The 19427-nt window shown below is 71.3% G+C and carries 21 protein-coding genes; 2 read left to right on the top strand and 19 right to left on the bottom strand.

Annotation, left to right across the window (positions count from 1 at the left end):
• Positions 1–3 precede the first annotated feature (3 nt).
• The 5 genes from pyrH to ES689_RS02680 form a co-directional block, all read right to left on the bottom strand.
• Entirely contained in the window at positions 4–723 is a 720-nt protein-coding gene (pyrH, locus tag ES689_RS02700) for a UMP kinase (RefSeq protein ID WP_146899842.1), read from the bottom strand.
• A gap of 169 nt (positions 724–892) precedes the next feature.
• A complete protein-coding gene (gene tsf, locus ES689_RS02695) occupies positions 893–1720 on the bottom strand; it encodes a translation elongation factor Ts (protein ID WP_123546429.1) in 828 nt (275 codons plus the stop codon).
• A 45-nt stretch (positions 1721–1765) separates the two neighbouring features.
• Positions 1766–2737, bottom strand: a complete 972-nt coding sequence (gene rpsB / locus ES689_RS02690) for a 30S ribosomal protein S2 (protein WP_146899839.1) — start codon at positions 2735–2737, stop codon at positions 1766–1768.
• 337 nt (positions 2738–3074) lie between these two features.
• Positions 3075–4796: a BCCT family transporter gene (locus tag ES689_RS02685; RefSeq protein ID WP_146899836.1), complete on the bottom strand. Its 1722-nt coding sequence runs from the start codon at positions 4794–4796 to the stop codon at positions 3075–3077.
• Positions 4797–4866: 70 nt separating this feature from the next.
• Positions 4867–6387, bottom strand: a complete 1521-nt coding sequence (locus ES689_RS02680; RefSeq protein ID WP_146899833.1) for a sugar porter family MFS transporter — start codon at positions 6385–6387, stop codon at positions 4867–4869.
• A 78-nt stretch (positions 6388–6465) separates the two neighbouring features.
• Between ES689_RS02680 and ES689_RS02675 the strand changes: the two genes are divergently transcribed.
• A complete protein-coding gene (locus ES689_RS02675; protein WP_146899829.1) occupies positions 6466–7062 on the top strand; it encodes a M23 family metallopeptidase in 597 nt (198 codons plus the stop codon).
• Positions 7063–7075: 13 nt separating this feature from the next.
• On the opposite strand, the gene ES689_RS02670 is transcribed toward ES689_RS02675, so the two are convergent.
• The 13 genes from ES689_RS02670 to rpsP all read right to left on the bottom strand — a co-directional run bounded on the left by ES689_RS02670 (position 7076) and on the right by rpsP (position 16367).
• Positions 7076–8017 (bottom strand): tyrosine recombinase XerC, encoded by a 942-nt coding sequence (locus ES689_RS02670; protein ID WP_146899826.1) that lies wholly within the window; start codon positions 8015–8017, stop codon positions 7076–7078.
• An 80-nt stretch (positions 8018–8097) separates the two neighbouring features.
• Positions 8098–9348 (bottom strand): DNA-processing protein DprA, encoded by a 1251-nt coding sequence (gene dprA / locus ES689_RS02665; RefSeq protein ID WP_146899823.1) that lies wholly within the window; start codon positions 9346–9348, stop codon positions 8098–8100.
• Positions 9345–10874 carry a YifB family Mg chelatase-like AAA ATPase gene (locus ES689_RS02660; protein ID WP_146899821.1) on the bottom strand — a complete coding sequence of 510 codons (1530 nt, stop codon included), beginning with the start codon at positions 10872–10874 and terminating at the stop codon, positions 9345–9347. Before ES689_RS02660 ends, dprA begins: the two co-directional genes overlap by 4 nt.
• Positions 10871–11233 carry a YraN family protein gene (locus tag ES689_RS02655; RefSeq protein WP_146899818.1) on the bottom strand — a complete coding sequence of 121 codons (363 nt, stop codon included), beginning with the start codon at positions 11231–11233 and terminating at the stop codon, positions 10871–10873. Before ES689_RS02655 ends, ES689_RS02660 begins: the two co-directional genes overlap by 4 nt.
• Before the next feature lie 105 nt (positions 11234–11338).
• Complete coding sequence (locus ES689_RS02650; protein ID WP_146899814.1) at positions 11339–11662, bottom strand: DUF2469 family protein; 324 nt, start codon at positions 11660–11662, stop codon at positions 11339–11341.
• A 48-nt stretch (positions 11663–11710) separates the two neighbouring features.
• Positions 11711–12346 carry a ribonuclease HII gene (locus ES689_RS02645; protein WP_146899812.1) on the bottom strand — a complete coding sequence of 212 codons (636 nt, stop codon included), beginning with the start codon at positions 12344–12346 and terminating at the stop codon, positions 11711–11713.
• Positions 12346–13098: a signal peptidase I gene (gene lepB, locus ES689_RS02640; RefSeq protein WP_370512320.1), complete on the bottom strand. Its 753-nt coding sequence runs from the start codon at positions 13096–13098 to the stop codon at positions 12346–12348. The genes ES689_RS02645 and lepB overlap by 1 nt, the downstream gene beginning before the upstream one ends.
• Positions 13099–13162: 64 nt before the next feature.
• Positions 13163–13510 carry a 50S ribosomal protein L19 gene (gene rplS, locus ES689_RS02635; RefSeq protein WP_043596315.1) on the bottom strand — a complete coding sequence of 116 codons (348 nt, stop codon included), beginning with the start codon at positions 13508–13510 and terminating at the stop codon, positions 13163–13165.
• Positions 13511–13697: 187 nt separating this feature from the next.
• Positions 13698–14267: a hypothetical protein gene (locus ES689_RS02630; protein WP_146899809.1), complete on the bottom strand. Its 570-nt coding sequence runs from the start codon at positions 14265–14267 to the stop codon at positions 13698–13700.
• Positions 14268–14341: 74 nt separating this feature from the next.
• The gene (gene trmD, locus ES689_RS02625; RefSeq protein WP_146899806.1) at positions 14342–15034 is read right to left on the bottom strand and encodes a tRNA (guanosine(37)-N1)-methyltransferase TrmD; all 693 of its coding nucleotides are present in this window, start codon (positions 15032–15034) and stop codon (positions 14342–14344) included.
• A gap of 10 nt (positions 15035–15044) precedes the next feature.
• Positions 15045–15701 carry a ribosome maturation factor RimM gene (gene rimM / locus ES689_RS02620; protein WP_223269339.1) on the bottom strand — a complete coding sequence of 219 codons (657 nt, stop codon included), beginning with the start codon at positions 15699–15701 and terminating at the stop codon, positions 15045–15047.
• A gap of 3 nt (positions 15702–15704) precedes the next feature.
• Positions 15705–15941 carry an RNA-binding protein gene (locus ES689_RS02615; protein WP_123546439.1) on the bottom strand — a complete coding sequence of 79 codons (237 nt, stop codon included), beginning with the start codon at positions 15939–15941 and terminating at the stop codon, positions 15705–15707.
• 3 nt (positions 15942–15944) lie between these two features.
• Positions 15945–16367, bottom strand: coding sequence for a 30S ribosomal protein S16 (gene rpsP, locus ES689_RS02610; protein ID WP_146899803.1), 423 nt, complete (start codon positions 16365–16367; stop codon positions 15945–15947).
• Positions 16368–16619: 252 nt separating this feature from the next.
• On the opposite strand from rpsP, the gene ES689_RS02605 reads away from it, so the two are divergent.
• Positions 16620–17765 carry a glutamate--cysteine ligase gene (locus ES689_RS02605; protein WP_146899801.1) on the top strand — a complete coding sequence of 382 codons (1146 nt, stop codon included), beginning with the start codon at positions 16620–16622 and terminating at the stop codon, positions 17763–17765.
• A 69-nt stretch (positions 17766–17834) separates the two neighbouring features.
• On the opposite strand, the gene ffh is transcribed toward ES689_RS02605, so the two are convergent.
• Positions 17835–19400, bottom strand: a complete 1566-nt coding sequence (gene ffh / locus ES689_RS02600; protein ID WP_146899798.1) for a signal recognition particle protein — start codon at positions 19398–19400, stop codon at positions 17835–17837.
• Positions 19401–19427 lie beyond the last annotated feature (27 nt).

The following is a 19427-nucleotide window of genomic DNA, read 5'->3' as shown; positions in this document are numbered from 1 at the left end:
TCGTCAGTTGCTGACGAGGGTCCCGATGCGCTCGCCCCGGATGGCCCTGGCGATGTTGCCGTCACCCTCCATGCCGAAGACGTGCATCGGCATGCCGTTGTCCATGCAGAGGCTGAACGCGGTCGAGTCGACCACCTTGAGGCCCTGGACCAGCGCCTCCTGGTAGGTGAGGCGGTCGAGCTTGACGGCCGACGGGTCGTGGCGGGGGTCCGCCGAGTAGACGCCGTCGACGCCGTTCTTCGCGACCAGCACCTCGGCGGCCCCGATCTCGAGCGCGCGCTGCGCCGAGACGGTGTCGGTCGAGAAGTAGGGCAGCCCCGCACCCGCGCCGAAGATGACGACGCGGCCCTTCTCGAGGTGGCGCTCCGCGCGGCGCGGGATGTACGGCTCGGCGACCTGGGTCATCTCGATGGCGCTCTGCACGCGCGTGGCGGCGCCGGCCTGCTCGAGGAAGTCCTGCAGGGCGAGGGCGTTCATGACGGTGCCCAGCATGCCCATGTAGTCGGCCCGCGCCCGGTCCATGCCGCGCTGGCTCAGCTCGGCGCCACGGAAGAAGTTGCCGCCGCCGACGACGATGGCGACCTCGACCTCCTTGGCGGCCTCGGCTATCTCGCGGGCGATCGCCCCGACGACGTCGGGGTTCACGCCGAGCTGCCCTCCCCCGAACGCCTCGCCCGAGAGCTTGAGGAGGACGCGTCGTCGTGTGGTGGTCTCTGTCGTCATGTGGGGTCTCCCTCGTGTCGTGGCCGTAGCCAGGGTAGCGAGTCGCGGCGCAGGTGCCCGGTCCTCTGGTGCGCGACCCGCGCCTCCTCGGCCTCGTGGGGCCGGGACGGCGGCGGGCACACGAACGGGGTCCGGGACGCGTGCGTCCCGGACCCCGTCCCGTGGCTGGCTAGGCGCCGACCTTGATCCGGGCGAAGCCCTGGATCTCGATGCCGGCCTGCTCGACGACCTTGGCGACCGACAGCTTGCTGTCCTTCGCGTAGGCCTGGTCGAGCAGGGCGATCTCCTTGAAGAAGCCGGTGAGGCGACCCTCGATGATCTTCGGCAGGGCGGCCTCGGGCTTGCCCTCGTTCTTCGCGGTCTCCTCGACGATGGCGCGCTCCTTGGCGACGTCCTCGGCGGGGACCTCGTCGCGCGACAGGTACGTCGGCGCGGCGAAGGCCACGTGCTGGGCGATCGAGCGAGCGGTCTCGGCGTCGGAGCCGGTGTAGCCCACGACCACGCCGACCTGCGGGGGCAGGTCCTTCGAGGTCTTGTGCAGGTAGATCGCGAACTCGGTGCCCTCGACACGGGCGACCGTGCGGAGCTCGACCTTCTCGCCCATGAGCGCGGCCTCGTCGTTGACGAAGGCCTCGACGGTCTGGCCGCCGATGGCGGCGGCGTTGCCCTCGGCGGCGTCCTTCGCGCCGGAGGCCGCGACGGCCTCGAGCACGGAGTCGGCCAGCGCGATGAACTTCTCGTTCTTCGCGACGAAGTCGGTCTCGCTGGCGAGCTCGATCAGGGTGGCGTAGCCGCCCGACGCCTTGGCGGCGACGAGGCCCGCGGTCGTCTGACGGCCCTCGCGCTTGGCGACGCCCTTCAGTCCCTTGACGCGCAGGATCTCGACGGCCTTCTCGATGTCGCCATCGGCCTCGACCAGCGCGTTCTTGCTGTCCATCATGCCCGCGCCGAGGCGGTCACGGAGGGTCTTCACGTCAGCGGCGGAGAAATTCGCCATGGTCTGACTTCCTTTCGTGGAGTCGGAAGGGGGAGGTGGGGGGTTCTACTTGGCGTCCGCGGCGGCGTCGGCGTCGGCCGGCTCCGCAGCGGTCTCGTCGCGGGGCTCGGCGACGGGCTCGACGACCGGCTCGCCCAGGGGCTTCTCGGCGACCTGAGCGTCGGCGTCATTCTCCTCGACAGGCACAACCTCGACGGGAACGGCCTCGGCGGCGGGAGCAGCCTCAGCGGCGGGAGCCGACTCGGCGGCCTTGGCCTCGCCCTGGGCGAGCAGCTCGGCCTCCCACTCGGCGAGGGGCTCGACGGGGGCGTCGGCGTCTTCCGGCTTCTGGTGACGCTGCACCAGGCCCTCGGCGGCGGCGTCGGCGACGATGCGGGTCAGCAGGCCGACGGAACGGATGGCGTCGTCGTTGCCGGGGATCGGGAAGGTGATCTCGTCGGGGTCGCAGTTCGTGTCGAGGATGCCGATGACCGGGATGCCCAGCTTCTTGGCCTCGTCGATCGCGAGGTGCTCCTTCTTGGTGTCGACGACCCAGAGGGCCGACGGCGTCTTCGTGAGGTTGCGGATCCCGCCGAGTGTCTTGTGCAGCTTGTCGAGCTCGCGCTTCTTGATCAGGAGCTCTTTCTTGGTGAAGCCCTGCGTCGTGTCGTCGAAGTCGATGTCCTCGAGCTCCTTCATGCGGGCGAGGCGCTTCGAGACCGTCTGGAAGTTGGTCAGGAGGCCACCGAGCCAGCGCTGGTTCACGAAGGGCTGGCCGACGCGGTTCGCCTGCTCGGCGATGGAGCCCTGCGCCTGCTTCTTGGTGCCGACGAAGAGGACGGTGCCGCCGTGGGCGACGGTCTCCTTGACGAAGTCGTAGGCGGAGTCGATGTAGCCGAGCGACTGCTGGAGGTCGATGATGTGGATGCCGGAGCGCTCGGCGAGGATGAATCGCTTCACCTTCGGGTTCCAGCGGCGGGTCTGGTGTCCGAAGTGGACGCCGCTGTCGAGCAGCTGGCGGATGGTGACGACGGCCATGGTCGTTCTCCTAGTTCTGCGGCCCGCGCGGACGCGAGCCTGTTGTCGGTTGTCTGGACGGCCGGACGGCCGCCGCTGCCTGGTGCCCGGGCACGCATCCGCCGCCCGTGCCGGAGCACGGTCGGACCGAGTGGATGCGGAGGCCGGTGTCACGCCGCGGGCACCTGAGCTGCGGGGCAACTGAGCTGCGAGGGCGAGGTGCGTCGAGACGCACGGGCACGCGAAGTCAGCCTGCTGGGCAGGCTGCACGCTCATGGTAGCACCGACGAGGGGCGCCCAGACGATCCGGGACGCCCCTGCGGGTCGTGTTCCTGAGAGGGGGCGAGGCCCCCGCAGCTCAGCGCGGGCGGCGCGTCAGGAAGCCGAGCGGTCGACGGCGCGGGTGCGCCGCCTCCTCGAGTCCGAAGTGGTCGCCGATGCTGTCGCGGAACTGCCGACGCTGCGCCCTGAGGAACTTGCGGTGCTCGTCGTCGAAGGCCCGGAAGGTCGCCATGCAGATGCCGATCATGACGACGCTGAAGGGGAGCGCCGTGATGATGGCCGCGGTCTTGAGGGCGTCCAGGCCGCCGGTGAGCAGCAGGGCGATCGCGACGAGCGCGGTGACGACGGCCCAGAAGATCCGGACCCAGGTCTTCGGCTCGGTGTCGCCGCCGGTCGAGATCATCCCGAGCACGAGCGAGCCCGAGTCGGACGACGTGATGAAGAAGAGGCCGATCAGCAGGATGGCGCCGAACACGGCGATCGACCCGCCCGGCAGACCCTGGAGCATCTCGAACAGGGCGCCCTCGGTGTCGACCGAGCCGTCGGCCGAGACCAGGCCTCCGCCGCCGAACACCTCGCGGTACAGGGCCGCGCCGCCCATGACGCTGAACCAGAGGAACGTGAGGATCGTCGGGACGACGAGCACGCCGGTGACGAACTCACGGACGGTCCGGCCCTTGGAGATGCGGGCGATGAAGATGCCGACGAACGGCGCCCAGGACATCCACCAGCCCCAGTAGAAGGTGGTCCAGCTGCCCTGCCAGGCCTCGCCCTCGGCGCCGGAGAAGGCGCTGACGGTGAAGGTCAGCCCGACGACGTTCTGGAGGTAGGCGCCGAGCGACTGCACGAAGTCGCGGAGGAGGAAGAGGGTCGGCCCGCTGACGAGCACGAAGACGAGCAGGAGCGCGGCGAGGACGATGTTGATGTTCGAGAGCCACTTCATGCCCTTGGTGACCCCGCTGACGAGCGAGAAGATCGTGACGCACGTGATGGCGGCGATGAGGATCACCTGGACGACGATGGTCGGCTCGGCGATGCCGGCGGCGGCGAGGCCGGCCGAGATCTGCAGCACGCCGAGGCCGAGCGACGTGGCGACGCCGAAGAGGGTCCCGACGACGGAGACCACGTCGATCAGGTTGCCCCAGCCGCCCTTGACCCGGTCGCCGAGGAGGGGCTCGAGGGCCCAGCGGATCGACACCGGTCGACCACGCCGGTGGATCGCGTAGGCCATGCCGAGGCCCACGACGATGTAGATGGACCAGGCGTGCACGCCCCAGTGGAGGTAGGTCTGGCTCAGCGCCTGGCCCGCGAGCTCGTTGTCGGTGCCGGTGACGCCCGGCCGGGGGCTCGCGTAGTGGCTGAGCGGCTCGGCGACGCCGTAGAAGACGAGGCCGATGCCCATGCCTGCGGCGAAGAGCATCGACAGCCAGGAGCCGCGCGAGAACTCGGGCTCGTCGTCGTCCTTGCCGAGCTTGATGTCGCCGTAGCGGCTGAGGCCCATCCAGAGGGCGAAGACGACGAAGACGGCGGCCAAGAGCACGTAGTACCAGCCGAAGGCGCCGACGATGCCGGTCTGGACGGCGCCGAAGAGCCCCTCGGCGATTTGGGGGAACAGCATGGCGAACACCACGAACGCGAGGATGATCGCGGCCGCGGGCCAGAAGACCCAGGGGGCGAACGCTCGCGTCCTCGAGGCGCCGGAGGGCGCCTCCTCGTCCCGGGAGGCGACGGCGGTCGCGCCCTCCGTCGAGGGTCCGTCGGCAGGCTCGACCTGGGTCGAGTCGTCGGCGTGGCTCATGAGAACGTCCTTCCACAGCGAGAACGCCCCGCCCGGGGCCGGGCAGGGCGTTCGTCGATGATGCCAGAGATCAGGCGCGAGCGCCTCCCGCGGGCTTCCCCGCGGAGGACTCGACGGCGGAGACGCCCATCTCCTCGAGGCTGCGGCCCTTGGTCTCCGGGATCTTCGCGAGCACGAAGAAGAAGGAGATGAGGGCGAAGGCCGCGAAGATCCCGTACGACAGCGTGAGGCTGACGGCGGCGAGCGAGGGGAACGACACCGTGACGATGAAGTTGGCGATCCAGTTGGCCATGCTGCCGACGCCGAGCGCCGTCGCACGGATGCTGTTCGGGAACATCTCGCCGAGCAGCACCCACATGAGCGGGCCCCAGGTCGCGCCGAACGAGACGACGAAGAGGTTGGCCGCGACGAGCGCGATCGGGCCCCAGGCACCGGGCAGCTGCGGGTCGCCGCTCGAGTCGACGACCGACTGGCTGAACGAGATCGCCGTGACGGCGAGACTGACGAACATGCCGATGGAGCCGGCCAGCAGCAGCGGGCGACGGCCGACCTTGTCGACCAGGCCGATGGCCACGAAGGTCACGACGACGTTCACGACGGCGGTGATGGTGGAGATCGTGAACGAGTCGCTCTCCTGGAAGCCGACGGCCTGCCAGAGCGTCGTCGAGTAGTAGAAGATCACGTTGATGCCGACGAACTGCTGCAGCACGGCGAGGATGATGCCCACCCAGACGATGGGCTGCAGGCCGAACCGCGTGCCGCGGATGCTCGACTTCTTGTCGAGGGCGGCCTCGGTGGCGATCGAGTCCGTGATCTCCTTCAGGCTCGTGTCGACGGTGTCGGCCGGGACGATGCTCTTGAGGACGTCCTTCGCCTCGTCCTCCCGCCCCTCGCCCGCGAGGTAGCGCGGCGATTCGGGCAGTCGCCAGGCGAGGAAGCCGTAGACGACGGAGGGGACGATGCCGACCAGGAACATCCAGCGCCAGGCGGCGAGCCCGAAGAGCGACGGCTCGGAGGCGCCGCCCGCGGTGACCGCGAAGAGCTGGTCGGAGAGCAGGGCGACGAAGATGCCGAGGGTGATGGCGAGCTGCTGGAACGAGGCGAGTCGACCGCGGATCGCCTTGGGCGAGACCTCGGAGATGTACGCGGGCGCGATCACCGAGGCGATGCCGATGCCGAGGCCGCCGATGACGCGCCAGAGGACCAGGTCCCAGACGGCGAACGCGAACGCCGCGCCGATCGAGCTGATGAGGAAGAGCGCCGCCCCGATGAGCATCACCTTGATGCGGCCCATCTTGTCGGCGAGCCGACCGGCGACGTAGGCGCCGATCGCGCAGCCGATGAGGGCCGAGGCCACGGCGAAGCCGGAGGCGAACTCCGTGAGCCCGAACTCGTCGGTGATGCTCTGGACCGCTCCGTTGATGACTGACGAGTCGAAGCCGAAGAGGAAGCCGCCGACGGCCGCAGCGACCGCGAGAGCCGTCACCCGTCTGTTCAGGCTCTTCGTCGTCTCTGTTGATCGCGCCGCGTTCGACACTGGGTCTCCGTTCCACTGCTCGGAGAGCGGGCTCGTGTCCTCGCTCCCCCACATCCGTCGTGCACAGGTGTTCGTGCACGCGTGAACAGTACGCCCGGCACGGCATCGGTGCACACCCGGCAGAGTCGCGCGATGGACACAGCCCGTCGCCTCGGCCGCACCCGGCAGCACCGCCCCCTCCCCCGCCTCGTCCGCCTCCGCCGGCTGCTGGTCGAGCTGCCGGTCGTGCTGCTCGTCCTCACCTGCGGCGCCGACGACCCGGCGAGCGCAGCGGCGAGTGCGGCAGCGACCTCGACCTCGTCGGCACCGGCCGTGCCGTGGTCGTGGCCGGTGGCCCCGCCGCACCCCGTGGTCCGGGCGTTCACGGCGCCCGAGCACCCCTGGTCCCCCGGGCACAGGGGCATCGACGTCGGCACGTCCACAGGCTCGTCCGTGACGGCGCCGAGCGACGGCGTCGTGCACTTCTCGGGCGTCGTCGTCGACCGCCCGGTGCTGTCGCTCCGACACGCGGACGGTGTCCTCAGCAGCCTGGAGCCCGTGATCAGCGAACTGTCCGCGGGCGACCCGGTGCACCGCGGGCAGGTGGTCGGGACCGTCCAGGCGGGCCACTGCCCCGACGTCGAGTGCGTCCACCTGGGGGCGAGGATCGACGGCGAGTACGTCTCGCCGCTGATGATGCTCGGGCTCGGGCGGCCCTCGGTGCTGCTGCCGACCCGTCGCCCCGGGTGACCGGGCGGACGGGTCAGGCTCGGGGGTGGGCCGTGCGGTAGCTCTCGCGGAGGCGCTCGGTCGACACGTGCGTGTAGATCTGGGTGGTGCCGAGGCTGGCGTGCCCGAGGAGCTCCTGAACGGCGCGGAGGTCGGCGCCGCCGTCGAGCAGGTGGGTCGCGGCGGTGTGCCGCAGCGCGTGCGGGCCAGCCGGGCCGCCGCCCGGCAGGTCGGCGAGCAGCCCCGCGACGAGCCGGTGCACTGCTCGCGTGCCGAGCCGGGCACCGCCGGCGCCGAGGAAAGCGGCCCGACGCGCGTCGTCGGCACGGCTGACGTCGGTCGGCACGACCGCGGCGACCGCCGGCCTCCCGAGCGTGAGCCAGCGGTCGATCGCCTCGGCGGCGGGGACCCCGAAGGGGACGACCCGTTGCTTGGCTCCCTTGCCCGTCACGAGCACGGTACGGCGGTCGAGGTCGAGGTCGCCGAGGTCGGTGCCCACGAGCTCGGACACGCGGAGGCCCGACGCGTAGAGCAGCTCGACGACGGCCAGGTCGCGCCGAGCCCCCGCGTCGTCGGTGTCGGCCCGGACGGCGAGCGACCGCAGCACGCCGTCGACCTGCGGAGACGTGAGGACGCGGGGCAGGTGGCTCTCCGCCTTGGGGGCACGGAGCCGCACGCCCACGTCCGCGAGGGTGCGGTCCGTCTCGTCGAGCCACCGGGTGAACGCGCGTGCGCTCGATGCCCGCCGCGCGAGGGTCGTGCGCGCGAGGCCGGACTCCGTCGAGCGCCAGAGCCAGTCGCGCAGCAGCTCGAGGTCGAGGTCGGCCGTGACCGCCGGCCTGCCCGCCCGCCCGGCGGCGTGGGCGTCGAGGGCGTCGAGGTCGGACGCGTACGAACGGACGGTGTGCTCGCTCAGCCCGCGGCCGTCGCGGAGGTGGGCCAGGAACCGCTCGACGTCGCCGAGGAGGCGCGTCACGGTCTGCCTGACCCGGCACGACCTGCTGTGGTCGCCTCTCGCGCCCCGGGGTCGCCGCTCGTCGCTCGCACGGGGTCAGGCTACCCACGTCGCGGGGCGGGACGTCGGCGCCACCCGGCGGGCCGTCTCTCGACCAGCTCGTCGGCCTCCATCTCCGCCAGGAGGGTCCGCACCGTCGTGACCGAGAGGCCGGAGGCGGCGGCGACTTCGTCCGTGCTCCGCTCGACCCTGGTGCTGAGGGCGTCCTGCACGCGCCCGACGTCGACGGGCTGCTCGGCCTGCCACGCCTGCGCGACGAGGTCGTCCTCCACGCCCAGGAGCTCGACGACGTCGGGCACCCCGGTGACGCAGGCGGCGAGGCCCGACCTGAGCAGCGCGTGAGAGCCGGCGGACAGGGGCGACGTGACGGGCCCGGGAACGGCTCCGACGGGGCGCCCGAGGGCGGTCGCGTGGCCGGCCGTGTTGAGCGAGCCGGATCGGCGACCGGCCTCGACCACGACCACGGCCGAGCTCAGGGCGGCGATCAACCTGTTGCGGCTGAGGAACCGGAAGCGGTGCGGCATGGTGCCGCACGGCGACTCAGAGACCATGAGGCCGTCCCGGAGGACGGCACGGAGCAGGTCGTCGTGCCCGGTCGGGTAGAAGCGGTCGACTCCGCCCGCCATGACGGCGATCGTCCCGGCGTCCGACGCGACGGCGGCGCGGTGCGCCATCCCGTCCACGCCGTAGGCGCCGCCGGAGACCACGACGAGGCCGCGGTCGGAGAGCCCGCTCGAGAGGTCGGCGGCGACCTGCTCACCGTAGGACGTCGCCGCCCGCGCGCCGACGAGGGCCACCCCGCTGCCCGACCCGGGCAGCCGTCCGCCTCCTCTCAGCCACAGGGCCGCGGGTGCGTGGTCGCCGAGGTCGTCGAGGGCGGACGGCCATGACGCGTCCCCGGGCACGACGACGCGGACCCCCAGGGCCGCCGCGGACCGGAACCAGCCGCGGACGATGCCCGCCTCGACCCGCGGCGCCCACCGGCTGAGCGCACGGTGCAGCTCGAGGCGATCGACCTCGACGACGCCCGCCTCGACCATGCGGGCCCCGAGGACGCCGGGGTCGAGCTCGGAACGGCGTGACGCCAAGGACTCGAGCACCAGCCGGAGCGACACGGCCGGGCCCAGCGCCCGGCGACAGGCACCTGCCGCGGCGTCTCCGTCCGACGCCACTCCGCTCCAGGCGGCGAGGCCGAACGCGTCGACGGGGTCGCACGTCGACGGCTCGGCGGCACGCACGCCGGCAGCGAGGTCGACGAGGTCGGCCGTGCTCGCCGACAGGAGCGCGTTCACAGCGACCGCCGCAGACCGAGGGCTCTGGCCACGTGCCCGTGGCCCGGCACGTCGGCCCCGTCGAGGTCGGCGAGCGTCCACGCCACCTTGAGCACGCGGTCGTAGCCCCGCATGGTCAGGGCGCCCGACTCGAGTGCCCGGTCGATCGGTCGGGTCGCGGACAGCGGGAGGCGGCGGCCCGGGGACCGCAGCCAGGTGCCGGACACCTCGGCGTTGAGCCGCCACGGGGTGCCCGCGAGCCGGGCCGCAGACCGATGCCGCGCCTCCTCGACTCGCGCGCGCGCCGCCGCGGTGGTGACGACCTCGGCGGTCTCGGCCAGGCGGAACTGGGCGGAGCTGATGCGCGCCACCTGCAGCTGGATGTCGATGCGGTCGACGAGCGGACCCGACAGCTTGGCGTGGTACCGCCGGCGCTGGATCGGCGTGCAGACGCAGTCGCCGTCCCTCGTGCCGTGCTGGCCGCACGGACACGGGTTGGCCGCGGCCACCAGCTGGAACCTCGCCGGGAACCGTGCCACGGCCCGGGCCCGGTGGATGACGACCTGCCCCGACTCGAGGGGCTGGCGGAGGCAGTCGAGCACCGACTGCGAGAACTCGGGCGCCTCGTCGAGGAAGAGCACGCCACGACTCGCGCGGGTCACGGCACCGGGGCGGATCACGCTGCTGCCGCCGCCGACCATCGCCGCGGCGCTCGACGTGTGGTGGGGATCCTCGAACGGCGGGCGTCGCTCGAGCTCGCCGCCCACCGGCCTGCCGGACAACGAGCGGACCGAGCTGACCTCGAGTGCCTCGTCGACGTCGAGGTCGGGCAGGATCCCCGGCAGCCGCGCGGCGAGCATGCTCTTGCCTGCCCCGGGCGGCCCCACCATGAGCAGGTGGTGGCCGCCCGCCGCTGCGACGACCAGCGCCTCCACGGCGTCCGAGTTGCCGATGACGTCGCCGAGGTCGGAGACGTCGCGCGCCTGCTCGGCGGACCGCGCCCGGCGGATGGTCTCGACGGGCTCGGGCGCGAGATCGGCACCGTGCCGGATGGCCGCCTCGCGCAGGCTCGCGACGCCGACCACGGCGATGCCCGGCACCAGCGACGCCTCGTCGACCGCGTCCGCCGGGACGACGACGGTCGCGACCCCCGCCCGCCGGGCGGCGAGGACGGCGGGGAGCACCCCGTCGACGGGCCGGACTCGACCGTCGAGCCCGAGCTCGCCGAGGTGCACCGCCTGCTCAACCGACCGCGCCGACACGAGACCCGAGGCCGCGAGCGCCGCCACGGCGATCGCCAGGTCGAACGACGAGCCGTGCTTCGGGAGCGACGCCGGCGACAGGTTGACGGTCAGCTTGCGCGGAGGCAGGGCGCACCCGGCGTTGGTGGCCGCCGAGCGCACCCGGTCGCGGGCCTCGCCGAGCGACGCGTCGGGCAGCCCGATGATGACGAAAGCAGGCAGACCGGGGCCGATGTCCGCCTCGACCTCGACGAGCGCTCCCTCGAGCCCGAGCAGCGACACGGCCCTCGTGCGGCCGACGCTCATGCCCCGGCCCCCCGCACCCACGAGACCTCGTCGTCGGCCGGGGTGCGGCCGAGAACGACGCCGACGACGTCGATGCGCACCCGCCTGCCCGTGCCGGGGTGCGCCTCGAGCCATGCACCGGCCAGGCGCCTCAGCCGGGCCAGCTTCGCCGGGGTCACCGCCTCGAGGGGGTGGCCCCAGCCGACCCCGCGCCGTGTCTTCACCTCGACGACCACGACCTCGTCGCCGTCGAGGGCGACGACGTCGATCTCGCCCTCTCGGCACCGCCAGTTCAGCTCGACCACACGCAGGCCGCGCTCCTCGAGCCACCGTGCCGCCAGCACCTCGCCGTGCCGACCCGTCTCGTCCTTCTTCGCCATCTCGACCTCCTGCACGGACTGTGCAGCAGGTGGAGCCGAGGTCGCTGGTCGGGAGCTTCCCACTGGGGACGAGCGTCGCGTCCCGATCAGCTGGGGAGGGACGAGCTACTCGTCGAGAGCGAGTTCCTTGGGCAGCTCGAGGTCGCGAGCCGTCAGCTCCTCGACGTTGACGTCCTTGAAGGTGAGGACGCGGACCGACTTCACGAAACGATCGGAACGGTAGACGTCCCACACCCAGACGTCGGTCATCGTCAGCTCGAAGTAGAAGTCGTGCTCGGTGTCGCGGCGCACGAGCTCGACCTCGTTGGCCAGGTAGAAGCGCCGCTCCGTCTCGACGACGTAGCGGAACTGCGACACCACGTCCCGGTACTCGCGGTACAACGCGAGCTCGACCTCACGGTCGTAGTCTTCGAACTCGTCCTCGTCCATCGAGAAGACATCCTACGCGGCCAGCAGCGGGCGTCACGCCGAGCCGGCTCAGTGCAACCAGGTCAGCCGGTGCAGGGGCGACGGGCCGAGCTCGCCGAGGGCCGCGTAGTGCGCTCCCGAGCCGTAGCCCTTGTTGCCCGCCCAGCCGTAGCCGGGGTGCTCGAGGTCGGCCTCGATCATCATGCGGTCGCGGTGCACCTTGGCGATGACGGAGGCGGCGGCGACGGACGCGCAGTCGCGGTCGGCCTTGACCCTGGTCGTGATGCGGGGCACCGTCGTCAGCGCCGGGGAGAGGTAGTCGTGGTTGCCGTCGAGGACGACGACCGAGCTCATGATGCCCACCCCCGCCTCGTGCAGGGCGGTCAGCGCACGCCGACCGGCGAGGCCGAGGGCGGCCACGATGCCGATCCGGTCGACCTCGTGCGCCTCGGCCAGCCCGACCGCGTGCGCCTGCACCCAGCCAGTAGCGACGGGGTAGAGCGCCTCGCGGCGCTTCTCGCTCAGCAGTTTGCTGTCGCGCAGGCCGACCGGCATCTCGCCGCACTCGGCATGGACGGCGCTGAGGCCGACGGCGACCGGGCCCGCGATGGCCCCGCGCCCGACCTCGTCGCAGCCGATCACCCAGGTCGCGCCACGGGCGTGCAGCTCGCGCTCGACGTCGAGGGTGGGTTCGACGACCGCCATCACTCTCCGTCGCGCTCGGTGCCGCGGAAGACCTCGGGATGGTCGCCGAGCCACGTCCACCGGGTCGACGGCCAGCTGATCACGAAGGCACGGCCCACGACGTCGGACATCGGCACGAAGCCCTCGCTCGGCGTCTCGCGGTTGTACCGGGAGTCTTTCGAGTTGTACCGGTTGTCGCCCATCACCCAGAGGGAGCCCTCGGGCACCGTGACGGAGAAGTCGTCGCCCGACACCCGGGTCTCGCCGGGCGGGAACTTCACGTAGGGCTCCTTGATCGGCACTCCGTTGACCGACATCTGCCCGTAGTCGTTGCAGCACTCGACGGTGTCGCCGGGCAGGCCGATGACCCGCTTGATGAGGTGGTCGTTGCTGTCCTGTGCGCCCAGGCCCACCTGGGTGAGGAACCAGGCGAGGCCGTCGGAGACGGGGCCGCCCGAGGCCGGGGCGACGGGGGCCGTGCCCTCGAGCCAGCCGCCCGGGTCGGTGAAGACGACGACGTCGCCGCGCTTCACGTCGACGAGGTCGGGAACGAGCTCGTTGACGATGATGCGGTCGTTGATCTGCAGCGTGTCCTCCATCGACCCGCTGGGGATGTAGAACGACCGGATCAGGAACGTCTTGATCAAGAACGAGATGAGGAGCGCGGCGAGGAAGATGACCACCACGTCGCGCAGGAACGTGCCGACGCCGCGCTTGCGGTCGTCGTCACGACGGGGGCGGCGCAGACGGCGCCGCAGGGATGCATTCGTCAATTTAACCGCCCGAGCTCCCCGCCATCGTACAGGGCGGGGAGCTCGGTGAAGATCGTGCGACGGGTCAGTTGTCGCGCTTCTCCTTGATCTTGGCCTTCTTGCCGCGGAGCTCGCGGAGGTAGTACAGCTTGGCGCGACGGACGGCACCGCGGCTGACGACCTCGATGTGGTCGATGACCGGCGAGTGGACGGGGAAGGTGCGCTCGACGCCGACCTGGAAGCTGACCTTGCGGACCGTGAAGGTCTCGCGGATGCCCTCGTTCTGCTTGCCGATGACGACGCCCTGGAAGACCTGGACTCGCGAGCGCGTGCCCTCGATGATGTTCACGTGCACCTTGACGGTGTCGCCGGCGCGGAAGTCGGGGACGTCCGAGCGGAGGTTGGCGGAGTCAACCGCGTCGAGGATGTGCATAGTCGTTCGCTCTCTGCAGCCGCCACAGGTCGACTGCCGTTCGTGGTGGATGCCCACCATCTGGTGATGAAGAAGACGTGCTCTGGAGAGGCAGACTCCCCTGAGGCAGAGTCGTGCCCAGGCACAAGCGTCAATCATGCCACAGCCGCGCGCTCCCACGCCACCGCGGAGGCTCGGTGCCGCCTCGCTACTCCCGCGGCGAGATGCGGATGACGCGGGCGGGGTCCCCCGCGGCGACTCCCCCGGCGCGGGCGTCGACCCGAGCAGCCGTGGCGACCCTGTCGAGATCGGCCAACGACGCTGCCACCCGACGCCGCGCCTCCGCCAGGAACTGCCACACGGCGGCCGCGAGCAGGCCGAGCCCGCCGGCGACGGTCACGACCGCCGACAGCCCGAAGAGGGCGCTCGAGAGATCGAGGTCGCCGCCGGGCACCACACGGGTGAAGGCCGACGACGCCGAGGAGGCGGCCGACCCGTCGACGAGGAAGAAGCCGAGGGCCAGCTGGGCCGCCCAGGTGAGAGCGAGCAGGCCTGCGTCGACCCACGAGACCGCTCGTTGGTCGCGGACGCTGCGCCGGGCCGTGACGACGCCCGCGGCGATCGCCTGGCCGACGAAGAGCAGCGGCACGAGCACGAGCTGCCCGAGGACCTGGAGCCCCAGCGGGACGCCGAAGAAGGCCCGCCCGAAGAGCACCCAGAGGGGCAGCACGAAGACGGCAGGCCAGAGGAGGCGGTACAGGACTCGACGGATCGCCATGCCCCGAGGGTACGGGCGACCGGCGGAGAACTGGCTGCGAAGTCGGACGAGGCCCGGCCGCAGAAGCGCCGGGCTCAGCCGAGCAGGTCGGGCCGGACCCGGCGCGTGCGCTCGAGCTGCTGCTCGTGGCGCCACGAGGCGATCGCTCCGTGGTTGCCGCCCATGAGCACCGGCGGCACGTCGAGGCCGCGCCACGAGGCGGGCTTCGTGTAGCTGGGGTACTCGAGCAGACCGCCCTCGTGGCTTTCCTCGGTCAGGCTCTCCGGGTTGCCGACGACGCCGGGGACGAGACGGCCGACCGCCTCGATCATCGCCGTGACGGCGACCTCGCCGCCGTTCAGGACGTAGTCGCCCAGGCTGATCTCGCGCACGGTCACCCGCGACGACGCGTGCTCGACGACGCGCTGGTCGATGCCCTCGTAGCGCCCACAGGTGAAGACGAGGTGCGGCACGGCGGCGAGCTCGCGCGCCAGCGCCTGGGTGAAGGGCGTACCGGCCGGCGACGGCACGATGACCGTGGTCGCCTCGGGGTCGGCCTCGTCGCCCAGCACGTGGTCGAGCGCCTCGCCCCAGGGCTCGGGCTTCATGACCATGCCCGCCCCCCCGCCGTAGGGGGTGTCGTCGACGGTGCGGTGCCGGTCGTGCGTGAAGTCGCGCAGATCGTGCACCGCCACGTCGAGGAGACCCTGCTGTCGGGCCTTGCCGAGCAGGGAGATGTCGAGCACGGAGAAGAACTCCGGGAAGATCGACACGATGTCGATGCGCACCGCTGAGCCGTCAGCTCTCGTCGACGGGACGGGACGCGTTCTCAGCCTCAGCGTCGGCCGAGGCGTCGACCGCCGACGAGTCGTCCGCGACTGGCGAGTCGTCCGCGTCGGCATCGGACGAGTCGTCCGCGAGCTCCTCGAAGAGCCCGGGAGGCGGAGTCACCGTGACCACGCCCGCCTCGATGTCGACCGAGGGCACGAGAGCACTGACGAAGGGAACGAGGACCTCGCCCTGCTCCGTCTCGACGGCCAGGAGATCCTGTGCGGGCAGGTGGTCGACACGCGACACGGTGCCGACGACGGCGCCGTCGCGCTCGACCCGGAGGCCGACGAGCTGGTGGTGGTACCAGGCGTCGTCTTCGTCGGGGAGCTCGTCCAGGTCTTGGTCGACCCAGAGGATGGCCTTCACGAGGGACTCGGCAGCCGTGCGGTCGTCGACGCCCTCGAAGAAGCCCACGGGGTGGCCGTTGTACCACCGGAGCTCGCCGAGGGTGAGGGTCTTGCCGCTCCACTCGCTGGTCTCGGGGACCTGCAGCGTGAACGAGGCGCCCGGCGTGAAGCGCTGCTCAGGAGTGTCGGTGAAGAGCTCGAGCTTGAGCGCGCCCTTGAGGCCGTGGGCCTTGGTGAGGCGCCCCACGCGGAGCTGGGTCTTGTCCGTGGCTGCCACGGCTCAGGAGTCGCTGTCGACGACGTCGACCCGGACGCGCTTGCCGTCGGCGATCGCCGTCACGAGCGTGCGGAGAGCCTTGGCGGTCCGGCCGGAACGGCCGATGACCCGCCCGAGGTCGTCGGGGTGGACGTGCACCTCGAGCACGTCGCCGCGGGGCGACGACGACTCGACGACCTGCACCTCGTCCGGGTGATCGACGATCCCCCGGACGAGGTGTTCGAGTGCAGGTGCGAGCACTGACTACGCCTCGGTGGTCTCGGCGGCGTCAGAAGCCTCGGCCGGAGCCTCGGCGGGCTCGGCCTTGGCGGGCTTGTCCGACTTCGGGACGAGCACGGGCTTCTTCTTCTCGTCGGCGACGAAGGCCTCTTTCGGAGCCTTGGTCTTGACGGTGCTGACAGCGTCGGCGTCGCCCTTGAAGCGGCCCCAGTCGCCCGTGAGCTTGAGGATGGCGGCGACCTGCTCGGACGGCTGGGCGCCCACACCGAGCCAGTACTGCGCACGGTCGGAGTCGACCTCGATGAACGAGGGCTCCTCGGTGGGGTGGTACTTGCCGATCTCCTCGATGACACGACCGTCGCGCTTGGTGCGCGAGTCGGCGACGACGATGCGGTAGTACGGAGCACGGATCTTGCCCATGCGCTTGAGACGGATCTTGACAGCCACAATTCTCCTGTGTGATGTGATGTGGGCGAGTTGCTAGCCGTGAGCGTGGGGGCACACTCGGCTCGAAAGCTCTATGAGGTCTGGCGGCCACCTGATTAGAGGGTCGGACGACCGAAGACTCGACCCACCATTGTTGCAGACCCGGAGGCCCATCTGCCACTCCAGCGAGATCGTGTCGGCGGACCCCGACGGCGGGCGGCTGCCAGGATGGTGCAGCCGGGGCCCCGCGCCCCCGACGAGAGAGCAGGCAGCATGCGCATCGACTTCACCAGCTCCGAGCCCTCGACCCTCGGCGTCGAGTGGGAGCTGGCCCTCGTCGACCAGGACAGCGGCGAGCTCGCCCCCCACGCGCCGGCCGTGCTCGCCGACCTGGCGCACCTCAACGACGACGGCCCCGAGCGCCTCACGGGCGAGCTGCTCACCAACACCGTCGAGGTCGTGACGGGCGTCCACCGCCGGGTGTCCGACGCCGTCGACGATCTCCGCTCCACCATCGACCACGTCCAGGCCAGCGCCGAGCTGCTCGGCGCCGACCTGATGTGCGCGGGCACCCACCCGTTCAGCCGGTACGCCGACCAGGACGTCACGCCCGACAAGGAGCGCTACGCCACGCTGATCGACCGGACGCGTTGGTGGGGCCGACAGATGATGATCTGGGGCGTCCACGTGCACGTCGGCATCGACTCCCGCGACAAGGTGCTGCCGATCCTGAACGGCCTGCTCACCTGGCTGCCGCACTTCCAGGCGCTCACCGCGTCGAGCCCCTTCTGGGTCGGGGAGGAGACGGGCTACGCGTCCAACCGCGCGCTCATGTTCCAGCAGCTGCCCACCGCCGGCCTCCCCCCGCAGTTCGGCGCCTGGGCGAACTACGAGGAGATGGTCGCCGACATGACCCACACCGGCGTCATCGACGACCACAGTGAGCTGCGCTGGGACCTCCGCCCGTCGCCGAAGTGGGGCACCCTCGAGACCCGCGTCTTCGACGGCATCTCCACCTTCGAGGAGGTCGGTGCGATGGCGGCGCTCGTCCAGTGCCTCGTCGACGACATGTCGACGAAGCTCGACCAGGGTCACGAGCCCGCGCAGATGCAGCCCTGGTTCGTCCGCGAGAACAAGTGGCGGGCGGCCCGCTACGGCATGGACGCGATCGTCATCCTCGACGCCGCCGGCAACGAGCGACTGGTGACCGACGACCTGCGTGACCTGCTGGTCGACCTCGAGCCCGTCGCCGAGCGTCTCGGCTGCCTCGAGCAGCTCCGCGGCGTTGACACGATCGTCGAGCGCGGCGCCAGCTACCAAAGACAGCTCACCGTCTCCGCACAGCACGGGGGCGACCTGCGGCCGGTCGTCTCGTCGCTCGTACGCGAGCTCCGCGAGGGGATCGCGCCCGCCTCGTAAACGGGAGGAGGCGCGGGTCGGCCGACCCGCGCCTCCTGCGCTCTCGGGGGCCTGCGCCCCTGACCGGCGCTAGCCGCGGCCGATCATCTTCTGCAGCGAGGCGAGCTCTTCCTCGGTCGGCGCCTTGCCACCGCCGCCGCCCAGGCCGAAGCCCGAGCCGCCCGCGGAACCACTCGAGCCGCCTGCCGACCCGCCGGAGGCGAGGGCGGCGTTCTGGGCGGCACGCTTGGCGGGGTTGCCGGCCTTCGAGCCCTTCTTCTTCGGCTGCTGCTTCTTGCCGCCGTAGGACGCGCCGGGGATCGGCCCCATGCCGGGCACCTGCGGCACGCCGCCCTTCGCCACGGTCTTCATCATCTTGGAGGCCTGCTCGAAGCGCTGCACGAGCTGGTTCACGTCGGTGACGGTCATGCCGGAGCCGCGTGCGATGCGGAGCCGACGCGAGCCGTTGAGGAGCTTCGGCAGCGCTCTCTCCTGAGGGGTCATCGACTGGATGATCGCCTCGGTGCGCACGATCTCGCGCTCGTCGAAGTTCTCGAGCTGCTCGCGCATGCCCTTCGCGCCGGGGAGCATGCCGAGCATGCCCTTGATCGACCCCATCTTGCGCAGCTGCTGCATCTGCTTCAGGAAGTCGTCGAGGGTGAAGTTGTCGGTCGCGATCTTCTCCGCGACGGCCCGGGCCTCTTCTTCGTCGAAGGCGCCCTGCGCCTGCTCGATCAGGGAGAGGATGTCGCCGAGGTCGAGGATGCGGCTCGCCATGCGGTCGGGGTGGAACGGCTCGAACGCGTCGAGCGTCTCGCCGGTCGAGGCGAACATGATCGGCCGGCCGGTGACCGACGCGACGCTGAGGGCCGCGCCGCCGCGGGCGTCGCCGTCGAGCTTCGACAGCACGACGCCCGTGAAGTCGACGCCCGCCTGGAAGGCCTTGGCCGTCGCGACCGCGTCCTGTCCGATCATGGCGTCGATGACGAAGAGGACCTCGTCGGGATCGATCGCCTTGCGGATGTTGGCGGCCTGCTTCATCAGCTCGGCGTCGACGCCGAGGCGACCGGCGGTGTCGACGATGACCGTGTCGTAGACCTTGTCCCGCGCGAACTTGATCGCCTGCTTGGCGACCTTGACCGGGTCGCCGACGCCGTTGCCCGGCTCGGGCGCGAACACGGCTGCGCCCGCCTGCTGGCCCACGACCTGGAGCTGCTGCACGGCGTTGGGGCGCTGGAGGTCACAGGCCACGAGGAGGGGCGTGTGGCCGTCCTTCGCGAGCCACTTGGCGAGCTTGCCGGCGAGGGTCGTCTTGCCGGCGCCCTGCAGGCCGGCGAGCATGATGACGGTCGGCGGGTTCTTCGCGAACTCGAGGCGGCGCTGCTGGCCGCCGAGGATCTCGATCAGCTCTTCGTTGACGATCTGGACGACCTGCTGGGCGGGGTTCAGCGCCTTGTTGACCTCGTCGCCCAGGGCGCGCTCACGGATCTTGGTGGTGAACGCCTTGACGACCTCGAACGCGACGTCGGCGTCGAGCAGCGCGCGCCGGATCTCACGGACGGTGCCGTCGACGTCGGCGGGCGTGAGCTTGCCCTTGTTGCGGAGGTTCTTGAACGTGTCCGCGAGGCGGTCAGAGAGGGTTCCGAATGTGGCCATGGTGGCCCCATCTTAACTGACCCGGGG

Source organism: Frigoribacterium sp. ACAM 257 (genome assembly GCF_007954365.1).
GTDB lineage: Bacteria > Actinomycetota > Actinomycetes > Actinomycetales > Microbacteriaceae > Frigoribacterium.
Note: the sequence above shows the minus strand (reverse complement) of the source record. Positions and strands in the feature narration are given on the sequence as shown.